The sequence below is a fragment of the Flavobacterium sp. B167r genome (assembly GCF_056824315.1).
This window is the reverse complement of sequence record NZ_CP124859.1, coordinates 385,154-412,041: the sequence shown is the minus strand read 5'-3', so window position 1 is coordinate 412,041 and position 26,888 is coordinate 385,154. Positions and strand designations below refer to the sequence as shown.

The following is a 26,888-nucleotide window of genomic DNA, read 5'->3' as shown; positions in this document are numbered from 1 at the left end:
AACTCTACTTTATTTTCTTCAAAACTTCTTTTGCCACTGCTTTGTATGCGGCTGAATGATCTCCGAAATCTTTGTCGATTATAACTTTTAATTCGGGATGAATCCAATCGTAATGATTTCCTAAAACATATAATGTTCTGATGGAATAGGCTTTTGTGGCGACTTTTACATCATTAATTAACCAATCAAAACTTGCTTCGATGCAATCCTGAAGATTTTCTTCGGAGAGTTTAATGCAGTTTTCGTTTTTCTTATAATGCGATTTTACTAAAAGCTGAAGCACTTTTGCAATTGGACGAAGCGAACTGTCATCTTTCAAAATTTTCAAATTTGAACAGAAAAAATCAAGATGAGGCTGTAGCCAAAGCAATTCTTCGTAAGAAACAAATTCTAAAATCCAGCAGGCTTTATGGTTGTTTTTGTCTGAAGGCGTAAAACATATCGAAACTAATTCGCTGAAAAGCGCTGGATTTTCCAAAATATCTTGTGCCGCTTTTAGACGATTTTCTCTATAAGCATTTACGTAATCTAGCTTTTTTTGCAATTCAGACTGCATTGTTCGGGTGTTTAGTATTTTGCTAAAATAAGTAATTTAATGAGATAATTCCGTAATAATTTATTGGTAAACCTGGATAATAAAATCTTGGTTGCGCGCTTCCAACTCCCGTGGCATTGGTCAAAATCATCGAAGCGTATTTTTCGTTGGTGACATTGTTGATTCCAGCATCCAAATGCGCTTTTAATCCAGATAAAATCTCAAATTGATATCCTGTTTTTAAATTCAGTAAAGAATAAGAATCTGAAAAATTGGCGTTTGAATCATTCATCGGAATTTTATCTGTGAACTGAAAATCGGCTGAAAAATAAAATCCTGAATTGGTGTTGAAATTAAAACCTGCGCTTGCGGTATTGGCAGGAACTCCGGTTAATTTGTTTCCAGAATAATCATTTCCGTTATCTACAAATTCTTTGAATTCGTAATTTCCGATAGAAGTTCCTACATAAGAATTCAAATTGAAAGTTCGATTGATTTGCCAATTGTGTTTTAATGCAATTTCGATTCCTTCATGAAATGTTTTTCCAGCATTTACACCTTCGTATTGATCGTCTCCAATTCTTTTGGCAACCAATAAATCTTTAATTTCCATTCGATAAACCGTAATTTCAGCATATAATTTTTTGGTGAAAAGATGGAGTTTGCTTCCCAATTCAAAATTATAGCCCGTTTCTGGTTTTATGTTTTGATTGATATTTCCTGTGCTTGTTAAAGTTTCTTCGGTTGCTGGAAGAGAAAATCCTCGGCTTGCAGAAAAGTAGAATGTCTGAATTTCATTCGGCTTGAACAAAAAAGAAAGTTGTGGCGAAAAAATTCCATCATAACTATAATGTTCCGTCGGATTATTCGCGGAAGCGGGAAAATCATTCTGAAGTTCAAATTTGGTTTTGTTGTAATTTAAACCTGCCTGAATCTCAAATCGGTCAGAAAGCAACGTTCTGATTTGCGAAAAAATATTGTAAAAATGCCTTTTCTGATTCGTTGCAGAAAGCTGATCGCCTTGTAAACTTCCGTTCCCATTATTTTGCTGATACAGATTCTGAAAAGTATTTCCGCTATAATTATCTGCGAAATATTCAATTCCGCCAATAAATTGATTGTTGATTTTTCCGATTTTAAAATCTCCCGAAAATTGGGTTCTTGCACCCGAAGCAAAAGTATATTGACGCAAAATATCAAAAGGTCGTGGTTCGTTGCTGTCTTTATAATTAATAAAAACAGAAGTCGAATTATTCAAATGATCGTTAATTTTAAAATCATAAGCCAATCCACCCAAAGTCGATTTATATTCTTTGAATCCTTTTGAAGCAACCCAAGTCGGCGCGCCAGCTTGCGGATTATTTTCGAAAGTGGTTTTGTTGATCGAACTCGGAATGTACGCTTTTAAATAAGTGTAATTTGAGAAATAAGTCAGTTTGCTGTTTTTCTTTCTGAATAATTCTCCGCCAAGCGTAATTCCTTCCCGATTGTAAGCACTGTTTTCGCGCCAGCCGTCAGTTTTTAAATTATGATAAGTCAGATTTAAAGACGAACTTTTTTCATTCAAATCGAAACTTATTCTATTTTTCAATAATCCGTAAGATCCAAAAACAGAACTGACTTCGGCTTGATAATTTCCTTTTTTTAAAGATTGTGGCGAAATCAAAATCGCACCACCCAATCCAGCGCCATAAACACTCGAAAGTGGCCCTTTTATAATTTCAACTTGATTGATATTTTGAAGATCAATATCATCAATTACGGTTTCGCTGTTTCCGGAAGTTAGCGGAATACTTCCGTAAAAAGCGCGAATTTTATTCGTTCCGTATGGAGTTCTCGCGCCAATTCCGCGAATCGAAATTCGGGTTGTCGTAATATTAGACGATTGCATAAAAACGCCAGGAATCGTATTGATGACATTGCTGATGTCAGTAGTATTATTTCGAAGTAATTCTTTTTCGGATAAAATGCCAATTGAAGCCGGGCTGTTCTGTAAATCCCGATTAATATGAAGCGGACTAATTAAAACTTCATTCAGTTTTTGAGTTTTAACCGAATCAATATTTTGAACTTCTTTTTGTTGCGAGATGATATTTTGAAAAATAAAAAGAGTGGAAAGAAGAAGAAAATATTTTTTAGAAATCATAAAATGAGATTAAGGCCGTAAATAATTTTAACACATAGAAACGTAGCATTGATTGAGGCAAAAAAGGCGTTTTGCTAATTGTAATCCACATATTTCCAAAGTATTGAGATATGTATAAACGAGTCTTCTTAAAATCAACTTTAGTACTAAAAAAATCTATGTTTCTATGTGTTTAAAATATTTTGGTTGTTTTGATGGGCATCGGATTAAAAATTGAAAATATTTTTAACCGCAAATTACACAGATTACACAAATTAAATTTGCGAAAATTTGTGTAATTTGTGGTTAAAAGCAATCTTAACGATTTATTTCACGGTGACTTTCCAAATCGTATTACTGCTGTCATCATTCACTAATAGCGATCCGTCATTCATTACTGTAACAGCAACTGGACGCCCATAAACTTCGGCTTTATTTTGATCAGAGATAAAACCAGTCAAAAAATCTTCTGGTTTTCCTGAAGGTTTTCCGTCTTTAAAAGGAACGAATAAAACTTTATAACCCGAAATTTTAGAACGATTCCAAGAACCATGCTGACCAACGAAAGCGCCGTTTTTATATTTCGCTGGAAAAGCATCTTTAGTGTAAAAAGCCAATCCCAAAGAAGCGGTGTGAGAACCGACCGGAACATCAGGAACAATTGTTTTTTCGACTAAATCTTTTCTTTCGCCTTTCATCCTCGGATCGGGAATGCTTCCAAAATACGAATATGGCCATCCGTAGAAACCATCTCTTTTTACACTTGTAATATAATCGGGAACTAAATCATCTCCCAATTCATCGCGTTCATTTACCGCAGTCCACAATTCTTTATTAACAGGATTCCAATCCATTCCAACAGGATTTCTTAACCCCGAAGCATAGATTTTTTCTCCAGTTCCGTCAGGGTTAATTTCTAGAATTGCAGCACGGCGAACTTCTTTATCCATTCCGTTTTCGCCATTATTACTTCCAGAACCCACGGAAACATAAATTTTGCTTCCGTCAGGACTTGCTAATAAATTTCTTGTCCAGTGATTGTTGTAACCGCCCGCAGGAAGTTCAAGGATTTTTTCTCCTTTAGTTTCTAATTTCAACGGATTATTTTTATAAGGATAACGGTATAATCCGTCGGTGTTTGCAATGTAAAAAAAGTCTTTTAGAATTAGCATTCCAAAAGGTTTGTTCAGTCCAGAAATGAAAACTTGACGAGTTTCAAATTTTCCGTCTTTATCTTTATCTCGTAAAACGGTAATTTGGTTTTTACTCATGCGCGTGCTACTTTCAACCACAAAAATATCTTGGTTGGCAGCAATATAAGTCCAGCGCGGATTTTCAAATCCGTCTGCAAATTTAGTTACAGTAAAACCTTCGGGAGCTTTTGGAGTTTTTCCGGCAGGCCAGCCAATCACTTTGCTGTTGTTGCTTTTAGACTCGGTTGCATAGGGAGGAGGAAGTGTAATGTCTCCAATGGCAGTTTTCACAGTATTGCCTGGCTGTTTGGCCAAAGCTTCTTTTTCTTCTTTTTTTACTTGTCCATTGCAGGCTGTCATTAAGGCTAATAAGGGTATCGAAAATAAGGCTAAGGATTTTTTCATTGGTTTCTTGGAGTTAAATAATTATATCACAACAATTTACGGAAATTTCAGACGGCTTCAAAAAAGAATTTGTAAACATTAACTGATATTTAACATTCATAAAAAATATCTCGATACAGTTTATTTTGATAGAAGCTGTTAATTTCTAATTCTTTATCTTTGTCCATTATTTTAAAAAGAAAAATAATGATACAACTTCACGATAAACAATTTGTTCCGTTTATTTCGGCTAAAGAAATTGATTTTGCTTTGACTAAAATGGTAGCTCAGGTAGAAGACGATTTTGGAGATGATACTCCAATTTTTATTGGGGTTTTGAATGGTGCTTTTATGGTAGTGTCAGATTTTTTGAAAAAATATAAAAAACCATGCGAGGTTTCGTTTATCAAAATGGCTTCGTATGAAGGAACAGAAAGTACAGATTCGGTTAAAGAATTAATCGGAATCAATCATGATCTTTCTGGACGAACAGTCATTGTTATTGAAGATATTGTAGATACTGGAAATACAGTAGAAGAATTGAAGCATTTGTTTAAAGCGCAAAATGTAAAGCATTTTAAAATAGCAACGTTGTTCTTTAAGCCAGAAGCTTATAAAAAAGACATTAAAATAGATTATGTCGGAATTCGTATTCCGAACAAATTTATTGTAGGTTACGGTTTAGACTACGATGGTTTAGGAAGAAACCTAACTGAAGTTTACAAATTAGCAGAATAAAAAAACAAAACACAACTAAATATTCATTTTAAGACTTCTGAAAGACAGAAGTAACAACACTCATTTCAATTATGATTAACATCGTTTTATTTGGAAAGCCTGGTGCAGGAAAAGGAACTCAGGCAGAATTTTTAAAAGAAAAATATAATTTAACACACCTTTCAACAGGAGATATTTTTCGTTTTAATTTAAAAAATGATACTGAACTAGGAAAAAAAGCAAGAGTTTTCATGGATAATGGAGAATTAGTTCCTTGCGAAGTAACAACTGCAATGTTAATTGATGAGGTAAAAAAACACCCAGATACAGCAGGATTTTTGTTCGACGGTTACCCAAGAACAATCAATCAAGCAGAGGCTTTAGATCAATTTTTACCAACAATCGGATCTAGCGTAACAGCAACAATCGCTTTAGAAGCAGATGACGAAATTTTGGTAGCACGATTATTAGAAAGAGGAAAAACAAGCGGAAGAGCTGACGATCAAGACGAAGAAAAAATTCGTGTAAGATATCAAGAATACAATGAGAAAACAGCTCCTCTTATTGGATATTATAAAGAACAAAACAAGTTTCATGCTGTAGACGGTATCGGAACTATTGAACAAATTACAGAACGATTAACGTCAGTTATAGATAATTTGTAGAAGCTTATTCCGGCTGTACGTTACAAGTCCTCGCTAAAAAAACTATTTTTCCAAACCATAAAACGAGCTTCCGTTGGTCGCTGTTTTCTGGCAGGAAAAATTAGTTTTTTTAGCTCCGGGCTTTTCACTTCCATCTGGGCTAAAAATCAAGATTGCGAATTACATTTAACAAAAACTATTTTATAACGAATCCCCTATCAATTGGAAATACTAATTATATTTTTTCTAATTCTATTAAACGGAGTTTTCTCCATGTCTGAAATCGCTTTGATTTCGGCCCGTAAAAACAGGTTGGAAACAGCAGCGAAAAAAGGCAACAAAAGTGCTAAAACAGCACTCGATCTAGCCAATTCCCCAAATAAGTTTTTATCTACAGTACAAATCGGAATTACCTTAATCGGAATTTTGACGGGTATTTATTCTGGTGACAAAATCACCGCTGATGTTGAACTTTTTGTAGCAGGATTTGCAGCTTTGAAACCTTATGCACATTCAGTGGCGGTAGGAATTGTAGTTGTAGTTTTAACTTTCTTTTCATTGGTTTTAGGAGAATTGCTTCCAAAACGAATCGGATTAAATTATCCAGAGGCAATTGCAAAAATGGTTGCAATGCCAATGAAAGTAATTTCAATTATTACGGCTCCCTTTATTTGGCTGTTAACTTCATCAACAGATTTTTTATTGAATGTTTTTCAAATAAAACCAACTGCTGACGGAAAAGTTACCGAAGAAGAAATTAAAGCCATCATTAAAGAAGGAACAGAAGTAGGGGAAGTTCAAGAAATTGAACAAGATATTGTGGAGCGTGTTTTCCATATTGGAGACAGAAAAGTAAACTCTTTAATGACACACCGCAAGTCGGTTGATATGTTGCCATTAAAAGAAGATAAGGCTAAAATTAAAGAATTGGTCGTTCAGGATCTTCATGCCGTTTATCCTGTTTACAATGATAACTATGATGATATTGTGGGTGTGGTAACACTTAAAAATATTTTCGCAACTATTGAAAAAGATAATTTCGATTTAGCATCAATAATGACTGATGCGCCTTATTTAATGGAACAGACTACAGCTTACAAAGCTTTAGAAAATTTCAAAAAAACGGGTGTACACTATGCTTTGGTTTCAGATGAATATGGTGTTTTTCAAGGTTTAATTACATTGAACGACATTTTAGAAGCCTTAGTTGGAGATGCTGCAGAATTCTATAAAGATGAATTCCAGCTTATAGAAAGAGAAGATGGTTCGTGGCTGGTTGACGGACATTATTCGTTGCACGACTTCTTGACTTATTTTGAATTGGACGAGTTGACTAACGATTACGAAGTAAACACCGTAAGCGGAATGATTATGACGGAGCTTTCTCATATTCCAAAAGAAGGCGAGAAATTAGTTTGGCAGAAATTCGTTCTTGAAGTAGTCGACATGGACGGTGTTAAGATTGATAAAGTGCTTGTGAAAGCGCTTAAAGAGTAAAGTAAAGTTTTCAGTCACAGTTTACAGTCTCAGTTTGAACTGGGAATTTAGGTTGAGGTTGAATCAAAAATAAATTATAGTTAAGTCACAGTTTTTTTATCACAATTGGATACTGAAAACTGCGACTGCGACTGAATACTTAGAAAAATGACAGAAGGAAATTTTGTAGATTACGTTAAGATATATGTTTCTTCCGGAAAAGGAGGGAAAGGTTCTACGCATTTACATAGAGAGAAATTTATTGAAAAAGGAGGTCCAGACGGTGGAGACGGTGGCCGTGGAGGGCATGTTTATTTAGTTGGAAATAAAGGACTCTGGACATTATTTCATTTAAAGTTTGCGCGTCACATTAAAGCAGGACACGGTGGAGACGGTGGAGGAGACCGTAGTACTGGAGCAGATGGAGATGATAAATACATTGAAGTGCCATTAGGAACTGTTGTAAAGGACAAAGAAACTGGTGAAACACTTTTTGAAATTACTGAAGACGGAGAGAAACAGATTCTTGCAAGAGGAGGAAAGGGAGGTTTAGGGAACTGGCATTTTAGAAGTTCTACAAACCAAACGCCTCGTTATTCACAGCCAGGTCTACTTGGTATCGAAATGGATATTATTCTAGAGCTTAAAGTTTTGGCAGATGTCGGATTGGTTGGTTTTCCAAATGCAGGAAAATCTACTTTATTATCTGTATTAACTTCGGCAAAACCAAAAATTGCAGATTATCCGTTTACGACTTTAAAACCAAACTTAGGAATCGTAGCTTACAGAGATTTCCAATCTTTCGTAATTGCCGATATTCCTGGTATTATTGAAGGAGCTGCAGAAGGAAAAGGTCTTGGACATTATTTCTTGCGTCATATTGAGCGTAATTCAACTTTATTGTTTTTAGTTCCTGTTGATACGCCAGACATTAAAGCAGAATATGATATCTTGGTTAATGAATTAACGAAGTACAATCCAGAAATGTTGGATAAAGAACGTCTTGTTGTTATTTCAAAATGTGATATGTTGGATGATGAATTGAAAGCAGAATTGAAAGCAGAATTAGATGTTTCTTTCAAAGGTGTTCCTTATATGTTTATTTCTTCTGTTGCTCAGCAAGGGCTGACAGATTTGAAAGACACACTTTGGAAAATGCTTAATGAATAAAATTCTGAGTTTCTAAGTTTCTAAGATTCTAAGTTCAAAGAAAAAACTTAGAATCTTAGAAACTTAGCCGCTTAGTAACTTTAAACAAAAAAAGGTGTTCTATTTTAGAATGCCTTTTTTTGTTTAAAAGAATGTTAAATTCGTAATAAACGACTAAAATTCCATCTTCAAATTTAATTTTAGAATCGTTTAAGATGGAATAATTGACAAAATGGCTTATATTCGCATCACTTAAACAAAATAACATGAAAAAAGTAATTTTATTCTTGACCATGTGCCTAGTGGCTTTCCCTATGAGAGCCGATGAAGGAATGTGGTTCCTGATGTTTATCGAAAGATTAAATCACAGGGATATGCAAAAAATGGGCTTGCAATTGACAGCCGAAGAAATTTACAGCATAAACAATCATAGCTTAAAAGATGCGATTGTACAGTTTAACGGAGGTTGTACTGCAGAAATCGTTTCAAATAGCGGTTTGGTTCTTACTAATCACCACTGCGGTTATAGTGCGATTGCAGAACTTTCGACTGCAGAACAAAATCATTTGAAAGATGGTTTTTGGGCAAAAAATCGTTCAGAAGAACTAAAACCAAAATCGTTATACGTTCGTTTCTTCGTTCGTATGGATGATGTTTCAAAAAGAATCTTGTCTAAAGTAAATGATACTATGACAGAAACGGAAAGAAACACTATCATTCAGCAAGAAATCGCTTTAATTGAAAAAGAAAATAGCGAAAACGGAAAATACACTGTTTCTGTTCGTCCTTTCTTTCAAGGAAATGAATATTACTATTTTGTTTACCAAGACTACACAGACGTTCGTTTAGTTGGAACTCCTCCTGAAAGCGTAGGTAAATTTGGTGGAGATACAGACAACTGGGAATGGCCTCGTCAAACTGGAGATTTCTCTATGTTTAGAGTTTATGCTGATAAAGATGGAAATCCAGCAACTTATTCTAAAGACAATGTGCCATTGCAACCAAAACACCATTTACCTGTTAGTTTAAAAGGGGTGAAAGAAAATGATTTTGCAATGATCTTGGGGTATCCAGGAAGAACAAACCGTTGGATGCCAGCTGGTGGAATTGAGCAAAACATTAAATATGCTTATCCTGCTTGGGTTGAAGGTGCAAAAACCGGAATGGACGTAATGAAAAAGTATATGGATCAAGACGCAACGGTTCGTTTAAATTACGCTTCTAAATATGCTTCTACTGCAAACTACTGGAAAAACCGTCAAGGTATGATCGACGCTTTAACAAAAGCGGGAACTGTAGATGCAAAAGCAGAACAAGAGGATAAATTCTACGAGTGGGCAAGTAAACCTGCAAATAAAGAAAAGTACGAAAATGTAATTCCGACTATCAACGATTATTACAGAGAAACAAACTTAAAAGCGCTTCATGATAATTATTTGACTCAGCTTTTACGTACTTCTAGCTATGCAACTGGACCAGCTAATTTAGGAAATGCATTAATTGCTTATTACAAAGAGAATGATGCTAAAAAAGCAGAAATGCTTCCTAAAATCAATGCAATGGTTGAAAGCATTTATGGTAATTTTTATGCTCCTTTAGAAAAAGATGTTTTAGTTGCACAATTGAATTTATACGCTTCTAAAGCTGCTGAGTACGGAATTGCTCCAGAAATTGCAAAAATGAAAACAGCTAATAATGGAGACTTTACTACAGATGTAGCAAAAGCAACAGAGATTAGTTATTTTACAAATAAAGAAAAAGTATTAGCATTTTTAGCTGATCCAAAACCGTTGGCAATTGTACACGATCCACTGTATATTATTTCTAATGATTTATTGACAAAATACCGTTCTAAAACAGATGATCAAGCAAAAGCTGATGATGGTTTTGCAACTGCTTACCGTAAATTGGTAGAAGGTTTAAGAGAGTCTAAATTGAACGCAATTAAATATCCAGACGCAAACTCAACGTTGAGATTAACTTACGGAAAAGTTCGCGCTTTACCTGCAGATCCTCGCAACGATGCTAAAATCAACAACTATACTACAATGGAAAGTATGGTTAAAAAATACAAAGCAGGAGATCAGGAATTTGACTTGCCAACTCGTTTATTAGAATTAAACAAGAAAAAAGATTACGGACAATATGCTGACAAAGCAGGATACATGCCAGTAAACTTCTTAACTGACAACGATATTACAGGAGGAAACTCTGGTTCACCAGTTCTTAACGGAAAAGGAGAATTAATCGGAATTGCTTTTGACGGAAACATCGAAGCTATGGCTGGAGACGTAATTTTCGATTCTAAATTACAAAGAACTATTAACGTAGATATTCGTTACGTACTTTGGATTATCGACAAATACGCTGGTGCTAAAAACATCATTGATGAATTGACGATTACTAAATAATCTCAATTTCTTTATAAAATTAAGCCCGACAGTTTTAAGCTGTCGGGTTTTTTATTTTATATTTTGTTATTTTTGAAGCATGAAAAATCTCCTTTTATTTCTTTTTATTTTGCCTGCTTTTGGTTGGGCACAATCTAATTTTGAGAAGGGTGAAAAATTATTTCAGGCCAAAAAATATAGCGAAGCTGAGTCTATTTTTGAAGGGATTTTAAAAAATAATCCATCCGATATAAAAGCATTAGAGTATTTAGGAGAAGGAGCAGGACATCAAAAATTGTGGGTAAAAGGAGCTGCATATTTCAAAAAACTTAAAGAATTACGCCCTAATACAGCTGATTATTTTTTCAAGTATGGAGGATGTTTGGCCATGAGAGCGGTTGAAGTGAATCGATTAAAAGCTTTTACAATGGTTGGGGATATGACAGAAGCTTTTGAAAAAGCTATAGAATTGAATCCAAAACATGTGCAGGCAAGGTGGGCTTTAATCGAAATATATCTCCAATTGCCAGGTATTTTGGGAGGAAGTGAATCGAAAGCGATTGCCTATTCAAATGAACTAGCTCAATTTTCTCCGGTCGATGGTTATTTATCACGAGGTAGAATTGAAGAATATTTCAAAAGGTATAATCTGGCGGAGAAAAATTATAAGAAAGCGCATGAAATTGGTGGTTCAAAAGTGACATTTCAAAAATTATATAATCTATATTTGAATAAGTTAAAAGACCCCAAAAAAGCTAAGGATTTAAAACAAAAATTCGCGGAATAATATAAAGGCAAATTTCAGAAAAAATGAGATTTGGAATTTAAAAATTGGAATTTAAATGAAAACACATTTCATCGCCATCGGCGGAAGCGCTATGCACAATCTTGCACTAGCATTACATAATAAAGGATACCAAGTTACAGGAAGTGACGACGCAATTTTTGAACCTTCAAAATCAAGATTAGAAAAGAAAGGAATTCTTCCTGCCGAAATGGGATGGTTTCCAGAAAAAATCACTTCAGATATTGATGCGATTATTTTAGGAATGCACGCAAAAGCGGATAATCCTGAATTATTAAAAGCGCAGGAATTGGGTTTGAAAATTTATTCGTATCCTGAGTTTTTATACGAACAATCTAAAAACAAAACACGCGTTGTAATTGGCGGTTCTCATGGTAAAACCACTATTACTTCAATGATTCTTCATGTAATGCATTATCACAATATTGCGGTAGATTATATGGTGGGAGCGCAGTTAGAAGGATTCGATACAATGGTGCATTTGACAGAAGAAAATGATTTCATGGTTTTGGAAGGTGATGAATATTTATCTTCTCCAATCGATAGACGTCCAAAGTTTCATTTATATCAACCAAATATTGCTTTAATTTCTGGAATTGCTTGGGATCACATTAATGTTTTTCCAACATATGAAAACTATGTGGAACAGTTTGAAATTTTCATTGAAAAAATTACAAACGGCGGGATTTTGGTTTACAATGAAAATGATTCTGAAGTAAAACGTGTCGCTGAAGCGGCTACAAATCCGATTAGAAAAATTGCATATTCAACTCCAGAATATTCTGTAAATGATGGTGTAACTTTATTGAAAACTCCAGAAGGAGATATGCCAATTGAAGTTTTTGGAGCTCACAATTTAAATAATTTGGCTGGAGCAAAATGGATCTGTCAAAATATGGGTGTTGATGAAGAAGATTTCTACGAAGCGATTGCTAGTTTCAAAGGAGCTTCTAAACGTTTGGAAAAAATTGCTGAGGGTAAAGGAAAAGTGGCTTATAAAGATTTTGCACATTCGCCAAGTAAAGTGGCTGCAACTACAAAAGCCGTTAAAGAACAATATCCGAACAGAACTTTAGTGGCTTGTTTAGAATTGCACACTTACAGCAGTTTGAATGCCGCATTTTTGAAAGAATATGAAGGCGCTTTAGAATATGCTGATGTTGCGGTTGTATTCTATTCGCCAGATGCTGTAAAAATTAAGCAATTGGAAGAAGTAACTTACGAGCAGATTGCGACAGCATTCAACAGAAAAGATTTGATTATTTATACAAATCCGGTTGAATTTAAAGAGTATTTATTCAACTTAAATTTAGATAATTCTGCACTTTTACTAATGAGTTCAGGTAATTACGGAGGTTTGAACTTTGATGATGTTAAAGGATTGATTGGGTAATTAATTATTCAATTTGAAAATTAGATAATGTGCCAATTGTTTTTCAGTTGGCACTTTTTTTTTGCTTTTTTAATCATATAAATTTTAGTAATTTGAAAGATTTTTCTTGTTTTTAATATATCTTCGCCTTCAGAATTTTATGTTTATGGATGGAGGTCATTTTGCGATAAAAGATTGGTCTGATGATGACAAACCTCGCGAGAAATTAATGCTTAAAGGAAAAGAAGCTTTAAGCGATGCAGAATTGCTTGCTATTTTAATTGGCTCAGGAAGTCGTAATGAATCTGCTGTTGCATTAAGTCAACGAATTTTAGCTGCTTCAAAAAATCTAAATGCTTTGGGCAAAATGTCCATTTCTCAATTAATGCAATTTAAAGGAATAGGTGAGGCTAAAGCTGTCTCTATTGTTGCAGCTTTAGAATTTGGGAAGAGACAAAGAGGAGAAGATGTATTAAAATTAAAAAAAATAACTTCAAGTAAATCAGTTTTTGAGCTAATGCACCCCATTATTGGCGATCTTCAGCACGAAGAATTTTGGGTGCTTTTTCTTAATAATTCTAATAAGGTGATTTCTAAAACGCAATTAAGTAAAGGAGGTATCGCAGGTACAGTGGTAGATGTGCGCTTAGTTTTTAAATTCGCACTCGAAAATGGCGCTACAGCCTTGATCTTATGTCATAATCATCCTTCAGGGACTTTAGTGCCGAGCAATGCTGATAGGCAAATTACAAAAAAAATAAAAAGTGCTGGAGAAGTACTAGATGTTAAAGTTTTAGATCATTTGATTATAACTGAATCAAAATATTATAGTTTTGTAGATGAAGGAATTTTTTAATGCATGAATACTAATATTACCGACATCTTTTTTGATTTAGATCACACGCTTTGGGATTTTGATAAAAACTCAGAAATGGCTTTTGAGCGTATTTTTAAAAGTAAATTTCAAGAAATCATTACTCAGGATTTTATTAAAGAATATATTCCGATCAATCAAGAATGCTGGCGATTGTATCAGAATGATAAAATTACGCACCAAGAATTGCGTTATAATCGTTTGAAGTTTTCATTTGATGCATTGAATTATGTAATTTCAGAGGAAAATATTTTTGAAATTGCGAATGATTACATCGAATTCCTTACCGACAATAATTATCTTTTTGATGGAGCCATTGAAGTTTTAGAATATTTAAAACCAAAATATAAACTCCATATTATAACAAACGGATTTGCTCAAGTTCAGGAAAAGAAAATAAATAATGCTTCACTTGGAGGATATTTCAGTACAATTACAAATTCTGAATTAGCTGGAGTTAAAAAACCAAATAGTATTATATTTGATTATGCATTAAAATTGGCAAATGCTTCAAAAGAAAACAGCATTATGATTGGAGACGATTTTGAAGCTGATGTAAACGGAGCCTTGAATGCAGGCTTGGATGCTATCTACTTTAATGAAAAGAGATTAAATATTTCGGGAAATTATAAACAAATTAACCATCTATTAGAACTAAAAAACTATTTATAATTATGAAAATTAAACTTTTACTTACTGCTTTGTTATGTTCAGTTGTCGGATTTGCGCAGTCTGTTAATGATTACAGGGCTGTAATTGTGCCTTTAAGATATGATTTTATAAAAACAGATAATCAATATCGTTTGGCTACATTAACAAAGTCAAATTTACTAAAAGCTGGTTTTGAAGCTTATTATACAAATGAGCAATTGCCAGACGGACTTACAGATCGTTGTCAGGTTTTATACATTGATGTAAAAAAAGACAATGCATTTTTGGTAACTAAACTTTTTGTTGAATTGAAAGATTGTTACGGACAAGTTGTCTACACATCAGAAATGGGTAAAAGTAGAGAGAAAGAATATGAGGTTGCTTACAGAGAATCTCTAGATAATGCTTTTAAATCGATTTATGCTTTGCATTATAAATACAGCGGTAAGACCGTAGAAGCATCCAAAGTGCCAGTTGCGCAGAAAAATACGGCAGAAACTTTGGCAGCGTCAACAGTTGTTCCTGCAGCTGCGGCAGTAAAAGTAGCACCTGCGAATACGGTTGCGGCGACTCCTTCACCAGATTTAAAAGATCCAAATTTATTATATGCTCAGCCAACAGAATCTGGTTATCAATTGATCGATAAAACGCCAAAAGTGGTAATGAAACTTTTTAAAACTTCACAGCCAAATGTTTACATCGCAACAAAAGATAATGTTCAAGGTTCGCTAATCTTGAAAGAAGATGGTCAATGGTATTTTGAGTCGTATCAGAATGACAAACTGGTTTCAGAAAAAATTGTAGTTAAATTCTAAATACAAAATACGGTTTAATAGCCGTATTTATCTTTCCAACGGTTCTTTAAAAATTCGCGGGTACTGTTTTCTCTAGAATTGTTTCCAGGATTATAAAGAACCGTTTCTTTTATAGCATCTGGCAAGAACTCTTGTTCAGCAAAGTTATTGGCATAGTCGTGCGAATATTTATATTCATCTCCATATCCTAACTCTTTCATTAATTTGGTTGGAGCGTTTCTCAAATGTATCGGAACAGGTAAATCGCCAGTTTGTTTTACCAATTGCTGGGCATTTCCAATGGCCATATAAGAAGCATTGCTTTTTGGAGATGTAGCTAAATAAATGGCACATTGGCTTAAAATGATACGGCTTTCCGGATATCCGATAGTAGTAACGGCTTGAAATGTGTTATTTGCCATTATAAGTGCAGTTGGGTTCGAATTTCCAATATCTTCACTTGCCAAAATAAGCATTCTTCTGGCAATGAATTTTACATCTTCTCCACCTTCAATCATTCTGGCCAACCAATAAACGGCTCCATTAGGATCACTGCCGCGAATAGATTTTATGAATGCAGAAACAATATCGTAATGCTGTTCACCAGTTTTATCATAAAGAACCGTGTTTTGTTGTACAAGTTCTAAAACGCGATTGTTGGTTATCGTAATTTCGTCACCGGAAGAAGCATTAACGACAAGTTCAAATACATTGAGAAGTTTTCTTCCGTCACCACCAGAAATGCGCAATAAAGCTTCTGTTTCTTTTAAATTTATTTTTTTTGTCAATAAATAAGCATCTGTTTTCATTGCTCGCTCTAAAAGAGCTTCTAAATCGGCTTTTGTAAAAGCATTTAGTATATAAACTTGGCAACGTGACAATAATGCAGGAATTACTTCAAAACTTGGGTTTTCGGTTGTCGCCCCCACCAAAGTTATCCAGCCTTTTTCGACAGCAGCCAAAAGGGAATCTTGTTGAGACTTACTAAATCTATGAATCTCATCAATAAAAAGGATCGGATTTTTAGCAGTAAAAAGTCCGCCGCTTTGTTTAGCTTTTTCAATAACATCGCGAATATCTTTTACACCAGAGTTTATCGCGCTTAGAATATAAAATGGTCTTTTTGACTCCTGAGCAATAATTTGGGCTAATGTTGTTTTTCCTGTGCCAGGAGGCCCCCAGAAAATCAACGAAGGAATTATTCCTTTTGAAATTTGCTGTGTTAAAGAACCAGTTGGTCCAACCAAATGAAGTTGGCTTATATAATCTTCTAATTTCTGCGGACGAATACGCTCTGCTAAAGGTGCTTCCATATCACAAAATTACTATTTTAAGATTTAAATTTCGTTCATTCAAAAGTTAAAACAGTAGTCAAAGAGAAGGATTGTTCTGATTTGAGACAATTTCTTGTTTTCTGATATGACAAATTATCAGTAAAATATTTTTGGATAGTTTTTTGAGTTCAGTTAAATGTTATTTTGTGAAAATATGAGCGATACTAATTTTAGATTTTCAAATTCGGTTATAGGACTTCCGTTATTTTTTGTGCTTTTTTTATGGATAATATATTGGCTTCAAATCCGCTTTGATTTTGATTTTTATCGATACGGAATTTATCCTCGTGATTTTATAGGACTTCGAGGTGTTTTGTTTAGTCCATTCATTCATGAAAATTTAGATCATTTATATAACAATAGTATTCCAATGTTAATACTATTGGCGGCAATGCAGTTTTTTTATCCAAAACAAACTTTTGGAGTTATTGTCTACGGGATTATATTTTCAGGATTGATAACTTGGGTGGTAGGAAGAGAAAATTTCCATATTGGCGCTAGCGGATTAATTTATGTGTTAGTTAGTTTTATTTTCTTTAAAGGTATTCAGACTAAGTATTACAGATTGGTAGCGTTGTCTTTAACCGTAATTTTACTTTACGGCGGAATGATCTGGTATGTTTTTCCAGATGTTGATCAATCTATTTCTTGGGAAGGGCATTTGGCAGGTCTTATCACAGGTTTCGTTTTGTCTTTATTTTACAAAGCGCCTGAATATGCAAAACCAATAGTTTACGATTGGCAGCGTCCAGATTTTGATCCAAGCAATGATCCTTTTATGAGGCATTTTGATGAAAATGGAAATTTTGTACCTGTTTCCCATGAGGAAGAGGAGGGGATTGATTATTTTTTTTCTAGTCATTCAGTAAATTATATCGTCATCAAAAAAGCAGAGCAAGAAGAAGAAACTAAGCAATAATTTTATTTGAAATAAAAGAAGTAAATTTGTTAGGCTAACAATTTAATTTCGAGTATTATGAAAATGAAGTTTTTAGTTTTGTTTTTATGTTTTGTTTTTAATGCGAAGGGCATTGCTCAATGTGAAATAAAAAATAGGGTGCAGGCGGATGGAAGTATGATTTACTATTTTGAACCAGCAGTCTTTTATACAACAAAATCAAAATCGCTAAAAATTAATATTGTTACTGACGAAGAACATTATTTTGTTGCACTACAGCCTACGCCTTTTCCTGAAAAGAAAGAAGGGAAGAAAATTAAAGATGATTTAGTAATTCACTTAGCAGATAACAAAACATATAAACTGACCCATTACGATACTCAATATCGACGTAACGATTCTATTATGCAGGTGCTTTATTTGATTGATAATAAAGATATCGAAGCATTTTCTAATTACGAAGCTGTTAGTGCTGAAATTAATATGCAAGGCACTGAATTTGTAAGAAGCTATAACTTTAAGCTTCATAAAAATGCTATTGTAGAACAGCTAAAATGCTTTTTAAAGAAAGAAGAAAACTAGTTTACTCTTCGTCTTTTACTTCGGGATGGTTTTTAGCTTCGATTTTCTTTTGAAGATTTCGAATAAGATTATTTAAGGTTACCGTTAGAGAGGCAGCATTAGTCGTTTGATTTCCGTTATTTCTTGGAAGGTATTCGTTGCAGTAAGTTAATTCAACTTGGAAATCATCTGTAAACAAATAACCAGCCCCAATATTCAATCGATTCCGATCAAAGAAACTTTCGCCTGTAACTTTCGCGCCAGATTTAAAATAAAGCTCATCAGAAGCGACTGCATAAACAACGCCACTTCTTAAAAATTTACTGTTAAGAGGTTGAATGTATTTAATCTGTTGGCGGTATCTAAAAACATTTTCATATTCATCGTCTTCATTTTTAATGTGACGATATTCAGCACGCATTCTTGTGCTTAATGTGTAACCTGTTTTATGAAAAAAATAAGTGCCTTGAAGAGCAAAACGCCATTCGGGAGATTCGAATTGACCAATTTCTGGTACATCTCTATTATTGAAATGAGCCACAAAAGCGGAGAATTTCCATCTTGGAGAAAAGTAGTAATGTCCCCAACCTCTAATGGATCTTTGAATCGTATTTTTAAATAAGTTTGGTGATGATTCGGTACTGCTGTAAGCTGTAGCAAAATCTATTTCAGTTGCCCACTTTTTGCTTAAAGTCTGATTGAACTGAAATTCATTCCAAAACTGATTATACGTAGTATTTTGTCCGTAGCCGTTTGTAATTATAAAAACTACAAACAGGCAGCGGAATAAAGTAATTTTTAATTTTGAATTAGATTTTGAAGGCATTAATTAAAAGGTATTTAATTATTTCATTCTCATCTTAATCTCAATATGCTTTAGATTCTTTGTCGAACAGCTTCGTATAGAAAAGCTCCACAGGCAACGGACACGTTTAGAGATCCGATTGAACCAAACATTGGAAGCTTTGCTTTTTCGTCTACAATTTTTAAGACAGAAGGATTTATTCCTCGATCTTCAGATCCCATAATAATTGCTACTGGTTCTACTAGAGATACGTCATAGATGTTTTGATCTGTTTTTTCAGTTGCAGCCACTGTTTTGATTCCTGAACCTTGCAGGTAAAAGATAGCGTCCTTTATGTGTTCAACTTTACAAATCGGCACATTGAATACAGCTCCAGCAGAAGTTTTTACGGTATCGCCGTTCACAGGAGCAGATCCAGCTTTTTGTACAATGATCCCGTTTACACCTGTACATTCTGCAGTTCTAATAATAGCGCCAAAGTTTCTAGCATCTGATATCTGATCTAAGATAAGAAAAAGAGGTTTTTTACCTGACTCAACAGTAGATTCAACTAAATGCTCTAAATCGATAAAACCAATAGGAGAGATGGTTGCTACTGCACCTTGGTGATTATTTAGAGTTAGACGATTTAATTTCTCTACAGGGACATATGAGAAATTAACGTTTGCACGTTTCATCACTTTCATTAAATCTTTCATAAGCTCACCAGAAATATCTTTCTGTATGAAAACTTTGTCTACTTCTTTTCCTGCCTGAATTGCTTCTATGATGGCTCTAATGCCAAATATTTGATGTTCTTTTTCCATTGGACAAATATAGGTAATGTTTATATAAAAAAAAACCATCCCGGATTGGGATGGTTTAGTTTCATTATAAAAGAAGTATTATTTAGCTAAAACTCCTTCTTTGTATGAGAATTTCAATTCTTGACTTTTGTTATTTGAACATAGTCAGTAACTTCTATCCTTAGTTTCCAAATGTAACTGTTGTAGAAATTTGATCAGTTTGAGTTCCTGAAGTTATAACAAATCTGTAAGTGATTTTATCTCCTGCAACAAGTCCTCCGTAAGTAGAATATGGAATTGCAGCTAAATCTACTGATTGCTTAGTAACTGGTAAAGTTCCTGGTAATGCAGTGAAATTAGTATCTCCATTTTTTGCCCAGTATCCAACAATACTTGTTATTGTAGTGCTTGTTTTCTTAATTGGAGCAAAATATACTTCAACTGGAGTTGTGTCATTGTATGCTATTGATGTTACACCACTTGAAGTAGTGTTTACAAGATCTCCAGCATCATCAAAACCTTGCCAAGTGATTCCTTTTCCAACTGCTAAACTGAATGTAGCTCTTGTTGTAGTACCATCAGAGTAAGTTCCAAGAACTGCTAATTGGAATGTTCCAGTTTTACCAGTCAATGTTGTTGTACCACCTGATGTTACAGGGAAATTGTCAAAACTTCCTAATTTAGAAGTGTTGAAAGTAGCTTTTCCTTCACTTAAAGTTGCATCAGCTACTTTGTCTCCAAATACGATAGGATCTGAAGTTGTTTTTGCAGCGTTTTTAAAAATTTCAACTTTAGAAACAGTTACACCTGGTTTAGTAAAAGTATTAAGTACCAAGTCATAATTGTTTTCTAAACGACTGATAGTCGACGTTGTAGGAACTGCATTACCTCCTGCAGTTGCAAGTTCCAGATTGTCATCTGCAGAACAAGAAGCTAATGTTGCAATAAATGCAAATGCAGCAATCTGTTTTATGTATTTTTTCATATTCGTACTATTAAATATATTAGTGTTTGTCCCAGAATAGTTTAGTAGTTACAGCATTGTTACCCAATTTTGCAACTGCAGCTTCTAAGTTTGCAGAATTTAATGTCTGCTCGATTCCTGGATAAGAGTAACGTTTTGGAACTTCAGTGATATCACCAAATGTTACAGGAGGCGCAACTAAAGCAGGGAAATCTAATCTTCTGTAAGAAGTCCAAGCTTCAAAACCTCTATTATAGAAAGCTATCCAAGCTTGTTCTCCAATTTTTTGTTTCCAAGTACCTGTAGCAGTAGCATATGCTACATCAGTTCTAGCTAAGTAAGTTGTGATATCACCAGCATCTACTCCCCAATCTTCTAAAGATGCAGTAACGGCAGCGTTGTAGTGAGATTCAGCAGAACCACCAACACCAATACCTCTTTCTACAGCTTCAGCTAATAAAAATTCTACTTCAGAATATGTGAAAAGTACACCTGGATAAACAGGATTTTTAATTGTTGGAGTTATGTGAGAGAAATCTCCATAAATGTTAACAGTTCCGTATACTCCTCCTTTGTATAATCCAGATCCTGCTGGGTACTCAGTAAAGTACTTAGGTCTTCTTGGATCAGAAAGTGCATTTAATTTATCTACAAATGTATTAGCTGGAACAAAATCGTCACGTCCGCTAGCTACTAAGTCAAGGTATAACGGGTTGTTATTTGTTGTATTTGTAGCATATGGCATGTAAGCACCGTCAGCACTTGCTAAGATTAAACCATCTGTTTGAGCAGCTAATGCTTGTGCCGTAGCATAAGTATGATCAACATCATCCATCATGATAGCCATTCTTAAACGAAGAGAGTTTGCAAATTTAGCCCATTTTGCAGTATCACCACCGTAAATAAGGTCAGCATTATCATAGCTTCCAGCAGATGTATCTAATTTATGAGACGCAGCAGTTAATACTGCAAGTAAATCTCTGTAAATAGTTTGAGCATCATCATATTTTGGTTGAGGATGACCATCAATATCTAAAGCTTCTGTGTAAGGAACATCTCCAAAAGTATCAACTAAGATGCCATAGCAATAAGAAGTTAAAATGTCAATAATTGCGATTTTATTATCAATTACCACTAAACCTTCTGGAGCTCCAGTGTAGCTAGCTTTTTGCTCAATTAAAAGAGTTTTAGCTTCTTTAAAATCTCTAAGTACATCACGGTAGTAAGTTGCCCAGTGACGATCTGGAATTGTACGTCCAGTTAAGTCATATTGAGTTTCTTGTGGGTACTGCACCTCTGCCCATTGTTGAGCATATAGTCTGAATACGTTAAAGTTTACAGATGTGCTTGTAACCTGATCTACCATAAATTTCTCAGCATTTGTAAATAAAAATTCTGGAGAAGTAATAGTAGGGTTTTTTGTGTCTTGATTCATGTTCCCAAAATCATCTGAGCAAGATGAAAATAAGGCAATGAACGATATTAATATTAATAATCTATTTTTCATAGCTTAGAATTTTATTGTTAAGTTACAACCAATATTTCTAGTTGTTGGTAAAGAACCGATAGAAAGTCCTTGAGATCCTACGTTAGACCCTAATCCACTTTCTGGATCTGCATCTGGAAGATTCTTTTGGATGATCCATAGGTTAGATCCAATAAGTGAAACTCTAGCGTCAACTAATTTCATTTTTTGTACTAAAGAAGATGGTAAAGTATATGTAATGTTTACCTCTCTTAATTTGATAAAGCCAGCATCATAAACATATTGACTTCTTGGTCCATTAGTGTAAGCATTTGTAATAGCTCCACCTGTAGAATAAGCAGTTCTTGTTGTGTTTGGAGTTCCGTCAGCATAAACACCTGGAAGAATTACACCACCACCAGTTACTAAGCTGTTTCTTTTAGGAATTCCAAGATCATTGTTTCCACCAGTTTCATCAGTTAAACCAGTCCCAACTCCATACCATTGGTCAGTAGAGAATACATCTCCTCCATGTTTAGCATCAATTAAGAAGCTAAAAGATAGGTTTTTGTAAGCAAATTTGTTACGAATACCTCCAATCCAATCAGGATTGATGTTTCCAATAATGTTGTTTGTAGAAGTATTGATTACGTATCTACCAGTTGCTGGGTTAATGATTCTTTGTCCGTTAGCATCATAAGTATAATCTGTTCCTTTCAACACACCAAATGGCTGTCCAACAACAGCATTTAAAGTTACTGTACCAGGAAAAGAAGAAACTTGTAAGTTAGTTACACCATCAGCTAAAGCAGTAACCATGTTTTCGTTTTTAGACCAGTTTACGTTAACATCCCAAGAAAAGTTATTTGTTTTTATTGGAGTTACATTAAATTGAACCTCGATACCTTTGTTTTCTACTGTAGCAGCATTTACATATTTAGAAGTATAACCTGTAGAAGTTGAGTAAGGTACTCTTACAGCTTCTCCGTCATTAACGTTTTTGTATAAACTCACGTCAAATCCAACTCTTCTGTTTAAGAATTGCATCTCAAGACCAATCTCTTGAGTAGTACTTTTAATAGGCTCAAGATCTGGATTGTTTTTGATAGAGTTTACAGAATACATTTGATTGTTGTTAAACGGATCGTATTTTGTATAAGTGTCAACCAATGCTAATGCTGGTGTACCTAGTGGGCTTTCAGAGTAACCACCTCTTAATTTACCAAAGCTTAACCAACTAGCGTTAATGTTTTTAGAGAAAACCCAGCTACCAGAAACTGAATAACTTGGTAAAGAGTTGTCATCTGCAGGTAAGTTTGAGAATGCATCTCTACGTGCAGTTGCATCGATAAAATATGTATCTAAGTATCCGAAAGATCCAGAAGCGTAGTAACTATTAACTGAAGTTGTAGTTTCTCTTTCGTAAGGGTATGGACTCGCAGCTTTAGAGTTAGATAAACTGTAAATTCCAGGAATAATTAAACCTCCTTGAGTAGAAGCAGTAATTTGGTTGAAATAAGTGTTTCTAATTGTTCCTCCAGCTACTCCATTTAAACTAAAGTCTTCTCCAAATTTTTTGTTGAAAGTAAGGATTAAGTCATAGTTTTGCTCAGAGAAATTACCATTGTAACGTTGGTATCCAGAAGTCTCATCAAGAGCATTGATACCAAATGTTTTTGCTACAGATCCTACAGCAACTCTTTCTTCACGAATCTCAGAGTAAGTATCTGTAGAGATTTTTCCAGTTGCAGAAAGCCAGTCAGCAATTTTGTAAGTTAAGTTTGCGTAACCGATAAAACGATTTCTACTGTCATTTTGGTAGTTTTGGTAACGCTCGAAGTAAGGGTTATTCCAGTAAGCAGGAGCTCCATTTTCAACAGATTTTCTGTTCCAAGTAATGTTTTGTCCTCCTGAATTGTTGTATGCTCTTTCTAATTCTTTAATATCAACGTTTGTTTGCCACCACTGACGGAAACCAGAAACGATATTATCGCTGTATCCTGTCATGTTTCTACCTACTGTTTGTTGTGCAGCAAAGTTAGCAAATGTGCTTAAAGATAATCTATCTGTAAATTGGTGATTTAATTTTAAACTGAAATTGTTTTTTCTCAATTCACTGTTAATTAAAGTACCAGTTTGGTCTGTGTTAGTATAATTAAATACAACATTAGTTTTTTCGTTTCCATCTTCAAAAGAGATACTGTTCACTAATGAAAGTGAGTTTTTGAAGAAAGAGAAAGGATCATTTGCAGCAGCTTTCCATGGAGTTGCTTTACCATAGTTAGCATTTCCTGGATATGCAGAGAAAGCATCCCATTGGTAAACATTATTTGTAGAATCAAAACGATCCCCAACAGAAGCATCGTCTCCCATAAGAACTACGCTGTCATTAACTCCGTCACCATCGATATCTTGTGAAGAGAAAGAAGAACCGTATCCAGCACCATAATTTTTTTGGTACTTAATGAAAGTGCTTTTGTCTGGGCTACCAGTTACTACTTCAGAAGAAACAGTAATACCTAATCCTTTTTTAGCTTTACCTTTTTTAGTCGTGATCATTAAAACCCCGTTACCAGCTAAGTATCCGTATAACGCAGAAGCCGCAGCACCTTTTAATACGTTCACGCTTTCAATATCTTCTGGATTGATATCCATACCGTTATTACCGTAGTCAAAACCTCTACCTCCAGAAGATTGAGCTGTTGTACCGTCATTTGTGTTGTTACCGTTGTTGATAGGCATACCATCAATTACGATTAACATCTCATTACTTTGACCAATAGCTTTAACCCCACGAGAAATAGCACTTGTAGAACCTCCAAAGTTAGTGTTTCTTGTAATGTTAACACCGGCAACTTTACCAGAAAGTTCGTTTAAGAAGTTACCACTTGAAGTACCGTTTCTTAAATCGCCACCTTTTACCTCTTGTGTTGCGTAACCAAGAGATTTTTTCTCTCTTTTAACACCTAAAGCGGTTGTTACTACAACGCTTTCAAGTTCTTGAGCATCTCCAGCTAATTTTACGTTAACTGTTGATGAAGTTGCAGCTATCTCTTGAGTTTTCATCCCAATGTAGCTAAATACCAATACTTGGCTTGATGATGCTTTGATAGAGTATTTACCATCAAAATCGGTTTGCGTTCCAGCTTTGGTTCCTTTAACTAATACACTAACACCTGGTAAAGGCATTCCTGCATTGTCAGAAACTGTTCCCGAAACAGCTCTTTCTTGCGCAAAAGAAAGTTGCGCAACTAGTACTAATAAAAGCACTAAGAATCCATTGAACTTTAGTTTCATTTTTAAATATTTTGAATTAGTATCGCAAAACTCTTAATAATTTGTTAACTTTCCTAATAAATAAAAATCTTTTTTTGGTAAATTTTAAAATTTAACATTATAACATATGTTTACGATAGTGTTATATAATTGTATTTCTTGTTGATTTTGCTGACCATTCGTGAGAATAATTCGTAAAATTCCGTTTTTTGTTTGTATTCCTGCACCTATTCCAATTCCTATTAAATTCTTAATTTTTTCAGGATTTGAAATACTGGTTAAGTCTTGATAGATAGCGTAATCCACAATAGAATGTATAAATGCGCTTTTTGAGAACATGTATCTGTATTCTGTAAGAATTGCAGAGTAAAAGTTTGCTTGAAGACTATTTTCTGAAAATCCTCTAAGTGAATTCATTCCGCCAAATCTAAATAATTCATTCGAAATGTAATTTTTGCTATCTAAATAAAAATTTTGCGAATTTATGTTAATGAAATTTTTGCTATTTAGCTCAAAATTGTATGAAGCATTTAAATTTATATAAAATTGTTTGCTTGGTTTTGCTGTTTCAGGATCGCTATTTGTTTCTCGTTTTCCAAATCCGATAATAGGGTTTAAAAAAGCTTTTCCAGGCATTAGGTTATTGTTTGGGTCTGTTTTTTTGTATTCGTAAGTAGATGTAATGTATGAATTGTTGAAATCACTGATTGTCGAGTTGTTGATGTTTTGAATATCGCTTGATTCAGTAGATTGGTAGCCGAGATAGAGTTTGGAATTATAGTTTAAATAATATCCGAGGTTAATGTCTGTTTTGGTATTTTGAAAAGTGCTGTCTTGTTTGAAGATGTTTAATTGAGCCTTTAGGCCAATAGGAGATTGAAATATATATGGGATTTCGAGTTTTGTATTGAAAGTCTTTTGCTGATTGCCATCGCTTTTCCAATAAAGAGAAAATTTTTCGCCAGCTTTTAGTATATTGGTTAATGCGATGTCTAAATACCCATTCAGAATTAGCTTTTTATTCTCGTCATTTGAAAAACCGATGTATCCATCAAAATTGTTCGCTTTCCTTTTGTCAAGATAAGTATAGATTTTTGTTGAATCTGCAGTGAATAGAATTTCTGGGTATTTGGTTTGTGAAACAAATTCAAAACTATTAATGTCATCATAAAGTCTTTTTACAGTTTCTTGGTTAAAAGTCTTGTTTATGTATTTTTTGTTTAATTGTTTCAAGGCTCCTTTTGGAAAGTAATCTTTCAAAGCGGGATTTGTGTAATTTACAATAATGGAATTTAAGTCTCTTTTTTTTTCGGTATCGAAATTTAAACTCGCATAAATTATTGAATTCTTTTTTATGATATTTTCAAGTTTAATTTTTGAAAAAGCAAAACCAGCTTTTTCGTTGTGAGATATTTCTTGATTTAAGAAATTTTCAAGTTCTAAGTAAGGTATAATTATGCTGTCTTTTGTTGTTTTTTTTGATTCATAAAAAAAACTATTTATACCTATATATATATGTACCTCTTTTATTCTAGTTTTTAAGTCTATTAAAACAGTGAATGTGCTGTCGTTTGTCTTTGTGTTTTCAAGTATCTTTGAGTCTATGTAGCCTTGTTTTGCAAGTTTATTTGTTACTGTCAAAACTTCGCTGTTTAGCAATTTCATCTTTGGATGTTTTTTTGTGTAAAAAA

The 26,888-nt window shown here is 34.1% G+C and carries 22 protein-coding genes; 12 read left to right on the top strand and 10 right to left on the bottom strand.

Translation table 11 applies throughout. The features are described from left to right. Positions 1-4: 4 nt before the first annotated feature. From QLQ96_RS02020 to QLQ96_RS02010, 3 genes are all read right to left on the bottom strand, one after another. Entirely contained in the window at positions 5-556 is a 552-nt protein-coding gene (locus QLQ96_RS02020) for a hypothetical protein (RefSeq protein ID WP_482494250.1), read from the bottom strand. A gap of 22 nt (positions 557-578) precedes the next feature. Further along, a complete protein-coding gene (locus QLQ96_RS02015) occupies positions 579-2,681 on the bottom strand; it encodes a TonB-dependent receptor (RefSeq protein ID WP_482494248.1) in 2,103 nt (700 codons plus the stop codon). A 305-nt stretch (positions 2,682-2,986) separates the two neighbouring features. Continuing rightward, positions 2,987-4,258, bottom strand: coding sequence for a PQQ-dependent sugar dehydrogenase (locus QLQ96_RS02010; protein ID WP_482494247.1), 1,272 nt, complete (start codon positions 4,256-4,258; stop codon positions 2,987-2,989). Positions 4,259-4,444: 186 nt separating this feature from the next. Between QLQ96_RS02010 and hpt the strand changes: the two genes are divergently transcribed. The 10 genes from hpt (at position 4,445) to QLQ96_RS01960 (ending at position 15,130) form a co-directional block, all read left to right on the top strand. After that, positions 4,445-4,975, top strand: a complete 531-nt coding sequence (hpt, locus tag QLQ96_RS02005) for a hypoxanthine phosphoribosyltransferase (protein WP_482494245.1) — start codon at positions 4,445-4,447, stop codon at positions 4,973-4,975. Positions 4,976-5,046: 71 nt separating this feature from the next. After that, positions 5,047-5,619, top strand: coding sequence for an adenylate kinase (locus QLQ96_RS02000; protein WP_482494243.1), 573 nt, complete (start codon positions 5,047-5,049; stop codon positions 5,617-5,619). A gap of 201 nt (positions 5,620-5,820) precedes the next feature. After that, entirely contained in the window at positions 5,821-7,095 is a 1,275-nt protein-coding gene (locus tag QLQ96_RS01995; protein ID WP_482494242.1) for a hemolysin family protein, read from the top strand. A 147-nt stretch (positions 7,096-7,242) separates the two neighbouring features. Next, a complete protein-coding gene (gene obgE, locus QLQ96_RS01990; RefSeq protein ID WP_482494240.1) occupies positions 7,243-8,244 on the top strand; it encodes a GTPase ObgE in 1,002 nt (333 codons plus the stop codon). 245 nt (positions 8,245-8,489) lie between these two features. Continuing rightward, positions 8,490-10,634 carry a S46 family peptidase gene (locus QLQ96_RS01985; RefSeq protein WP_482494238.1) on the top strand — a complete coding sequence of 715 codons (2,145 nt, stop codon included), beginning with the start codon at positions 8,490-8,492 and terminating at the stop codon, positions 10,632-10,634. 79 nt (positions 10,635-10,713) lie between these two features. Next, the gene (locus QLQ96_RS01980) at positions 10,714-11,400 is read left to right on the top strand and encodes a tetratricopeptide repeat protein (protein WP_482494236.1); all 687 of its coding nucleotides are present in this window, start codon (positions 10,714-10,716) and stop codon (positions 11,398-11,400) included. Between the two features lie 55 nt (positions 11,401-11,455). Next, positions 11,456-12,811 carry a UDP-N-acetylmuramate--L-alanine ligase gene (locus tag QLQ96_RS01975; protein WP_482494235.1) on the top strand — a complete coding sequence of 452 codons (1,356 nt, stop codon included), beginning with the start codon at positions 11,456-11,458 and terminating at the stop codon, positions 12,809-12,811. A gap of 145 nt (positions 12,812-12,956) precedes the next feature. Further along, the gene (gene radC / locus QLQ96_RS01970; RefSeq protein ID WP_482494233.1) at positions 12,957-13,646 is read left to right on the top strand and encodes a RadC family protein; all 690 of its coding nucleotides are present in this window, start codon (positions 12,957-12,959) and stop codon (positions 13,644-13,646) included. A 3-nt stretch (positions 13,647-13,649) separates the two neighbouring features. Further along, positions 13,650-14,336, top strand: coding sequence for a YjjG family noncanonical pyrimidine nucleotidase (locus tag QLQ96_RS01965; protein WP_482494231.1), 687 nt, complete (start codon positions 13,650-13,652; stop codon positions 14,334-14,336). Positions 14,337-14,338: 2 nt separating this feature from the next. Beyond that, entirely contained in the window at positions 14,339-15,130 is a 792-nt protein-coding gene (locus tag QLQ96_RS01960) for a hypothetical protein (protein WP_482494230.1), read from the top strand. Positions 15,131-15,144: 14 nt separating this feature from the next. On the opposite strand, the gene QLQ96_RS01955 is transcribed toward QLQ96_RS01960, so the two are convergent. Next, on the bottom strand, positions 15,145-16,422 hold the full coding sequence (locus tag QLQ96_RS01955; RefSeq protein ID WP_482494229.1) for a replication-associated recombination protein A: 1,278 nt from the start codon (positions 16,420-16,422) through the stop codon (positions 15,145-15,147). A gap of 175 nt (positions 16,423-16,597) precedes the next feature. Here QLQ96_RS01955 and QLQ96_RS01950 point away from each other — a divergent pair, with 175 nt between their 5' ends. After that, positions 16,598-17,362, top strand: coding sequence for a rhomboid family intramembrane serine protease (locus tag QLQ96_RS01950; RefSeq protein WP_482494227.1), 765 nt, complete (start codon positions 16,598-16,600; stop codon positions 17,360-17,362). A gap of 63 nt (positions 17,363-17,425) precedes the next feature. Next, positions 17,426-17,923, top strand: coding sequence for a hypothetical protein (locus tag QLQ96_RS01945; RefSeq protein ID WP_482494225.1), 498 nt, complete (start codon positions 17,426-17,428; stop codon positions 17,921-17,923). Between the two features lies 1 nt (position 17,924). On the opposite strand, the gene QLQ96_RS01940 is transcribed toward QLQ96_RS01945, so the two are convergent. From QLQ96_RS01940 to QLQ96_RS01915, 6 genes are all read right to left on the bottom strand, one after another. After that, positions 17,925-18,728 (bottom strand): DUF2490 domain-containing protein, encoded by an 804-nt coding sequence (locus QLQ96_RS01940; protein WP_482494224.1) that lies wholly within the window; start codon positions 18,726-18,728, stop codon positions 17,925-17,927. Between the two features lie 50 nt (positions 18,729-18,778). After that, a complete protein-coding gene (gene rlmB / locus QLQ96_RS01935; protein WP_482496904.1) occupies positions 18,779-19,513 on the bottom strand; it encodes a 23S rRNA (guanosine(2251)-2'-O)-methyltransferase RlmB in 735 nt (244 codons plus the stop codon). Between the two features lie 160 nt (positions 19,514-19,673). Further along, on the bottom strand, positions 19,674-20,477 hold the full coding sequence (locus tag QLQ96_RS01930; RefSeq protein WP_482494222.1) for a hypothetical protein: 804 nt from the start codon (positions 20,475-20,477) through the stop codon (positions 19,674-19,676). 19 nt (positions 20,478-20,496) lie between these two features. Further along, positions 20,497-21,963 (bottom strand): SusD/RagB family nutrient-binding outer membrane lipoprotein, encoded by a 1,467-nt coding sequence (locus QLQ96_RS01925; RefSeq protein ID WP_482494221.1) that lies wholly within the window; start codon positions 21,961-21,963, stop codon positions 20,497-20,499. A gap of 3 nt (positions 21,964-21,966) precedes the next feature. Continuing rightward, on the bottom strand, positions 21,967-25,218 hold the full coding sequence (locus tag QLQ96_RS01920; protein ID WP_482494220.1) for a SusC/RagA family TonB-linked outer membrane protein: 3,252 nt from the start codon (positions 25,216-25,218) through the stop codon (positions 21,967-21,969). 84 nt (positions 25,219-25,302) lie between these two features. Beyond that, on the bottom strand, positions 25,303-26,862 hold the full coding sequence (locus QLQ96_RS01915) for a BamA/TamA family outer membrane protein (RefSeq protein WP_482494218.1): 1,560 nt from the start codon (positions 26,860-26,862) through the stop codon (positions 25,303-25,305). Positions 26,863-26,888: the final 26 nt, after the last annotated feature.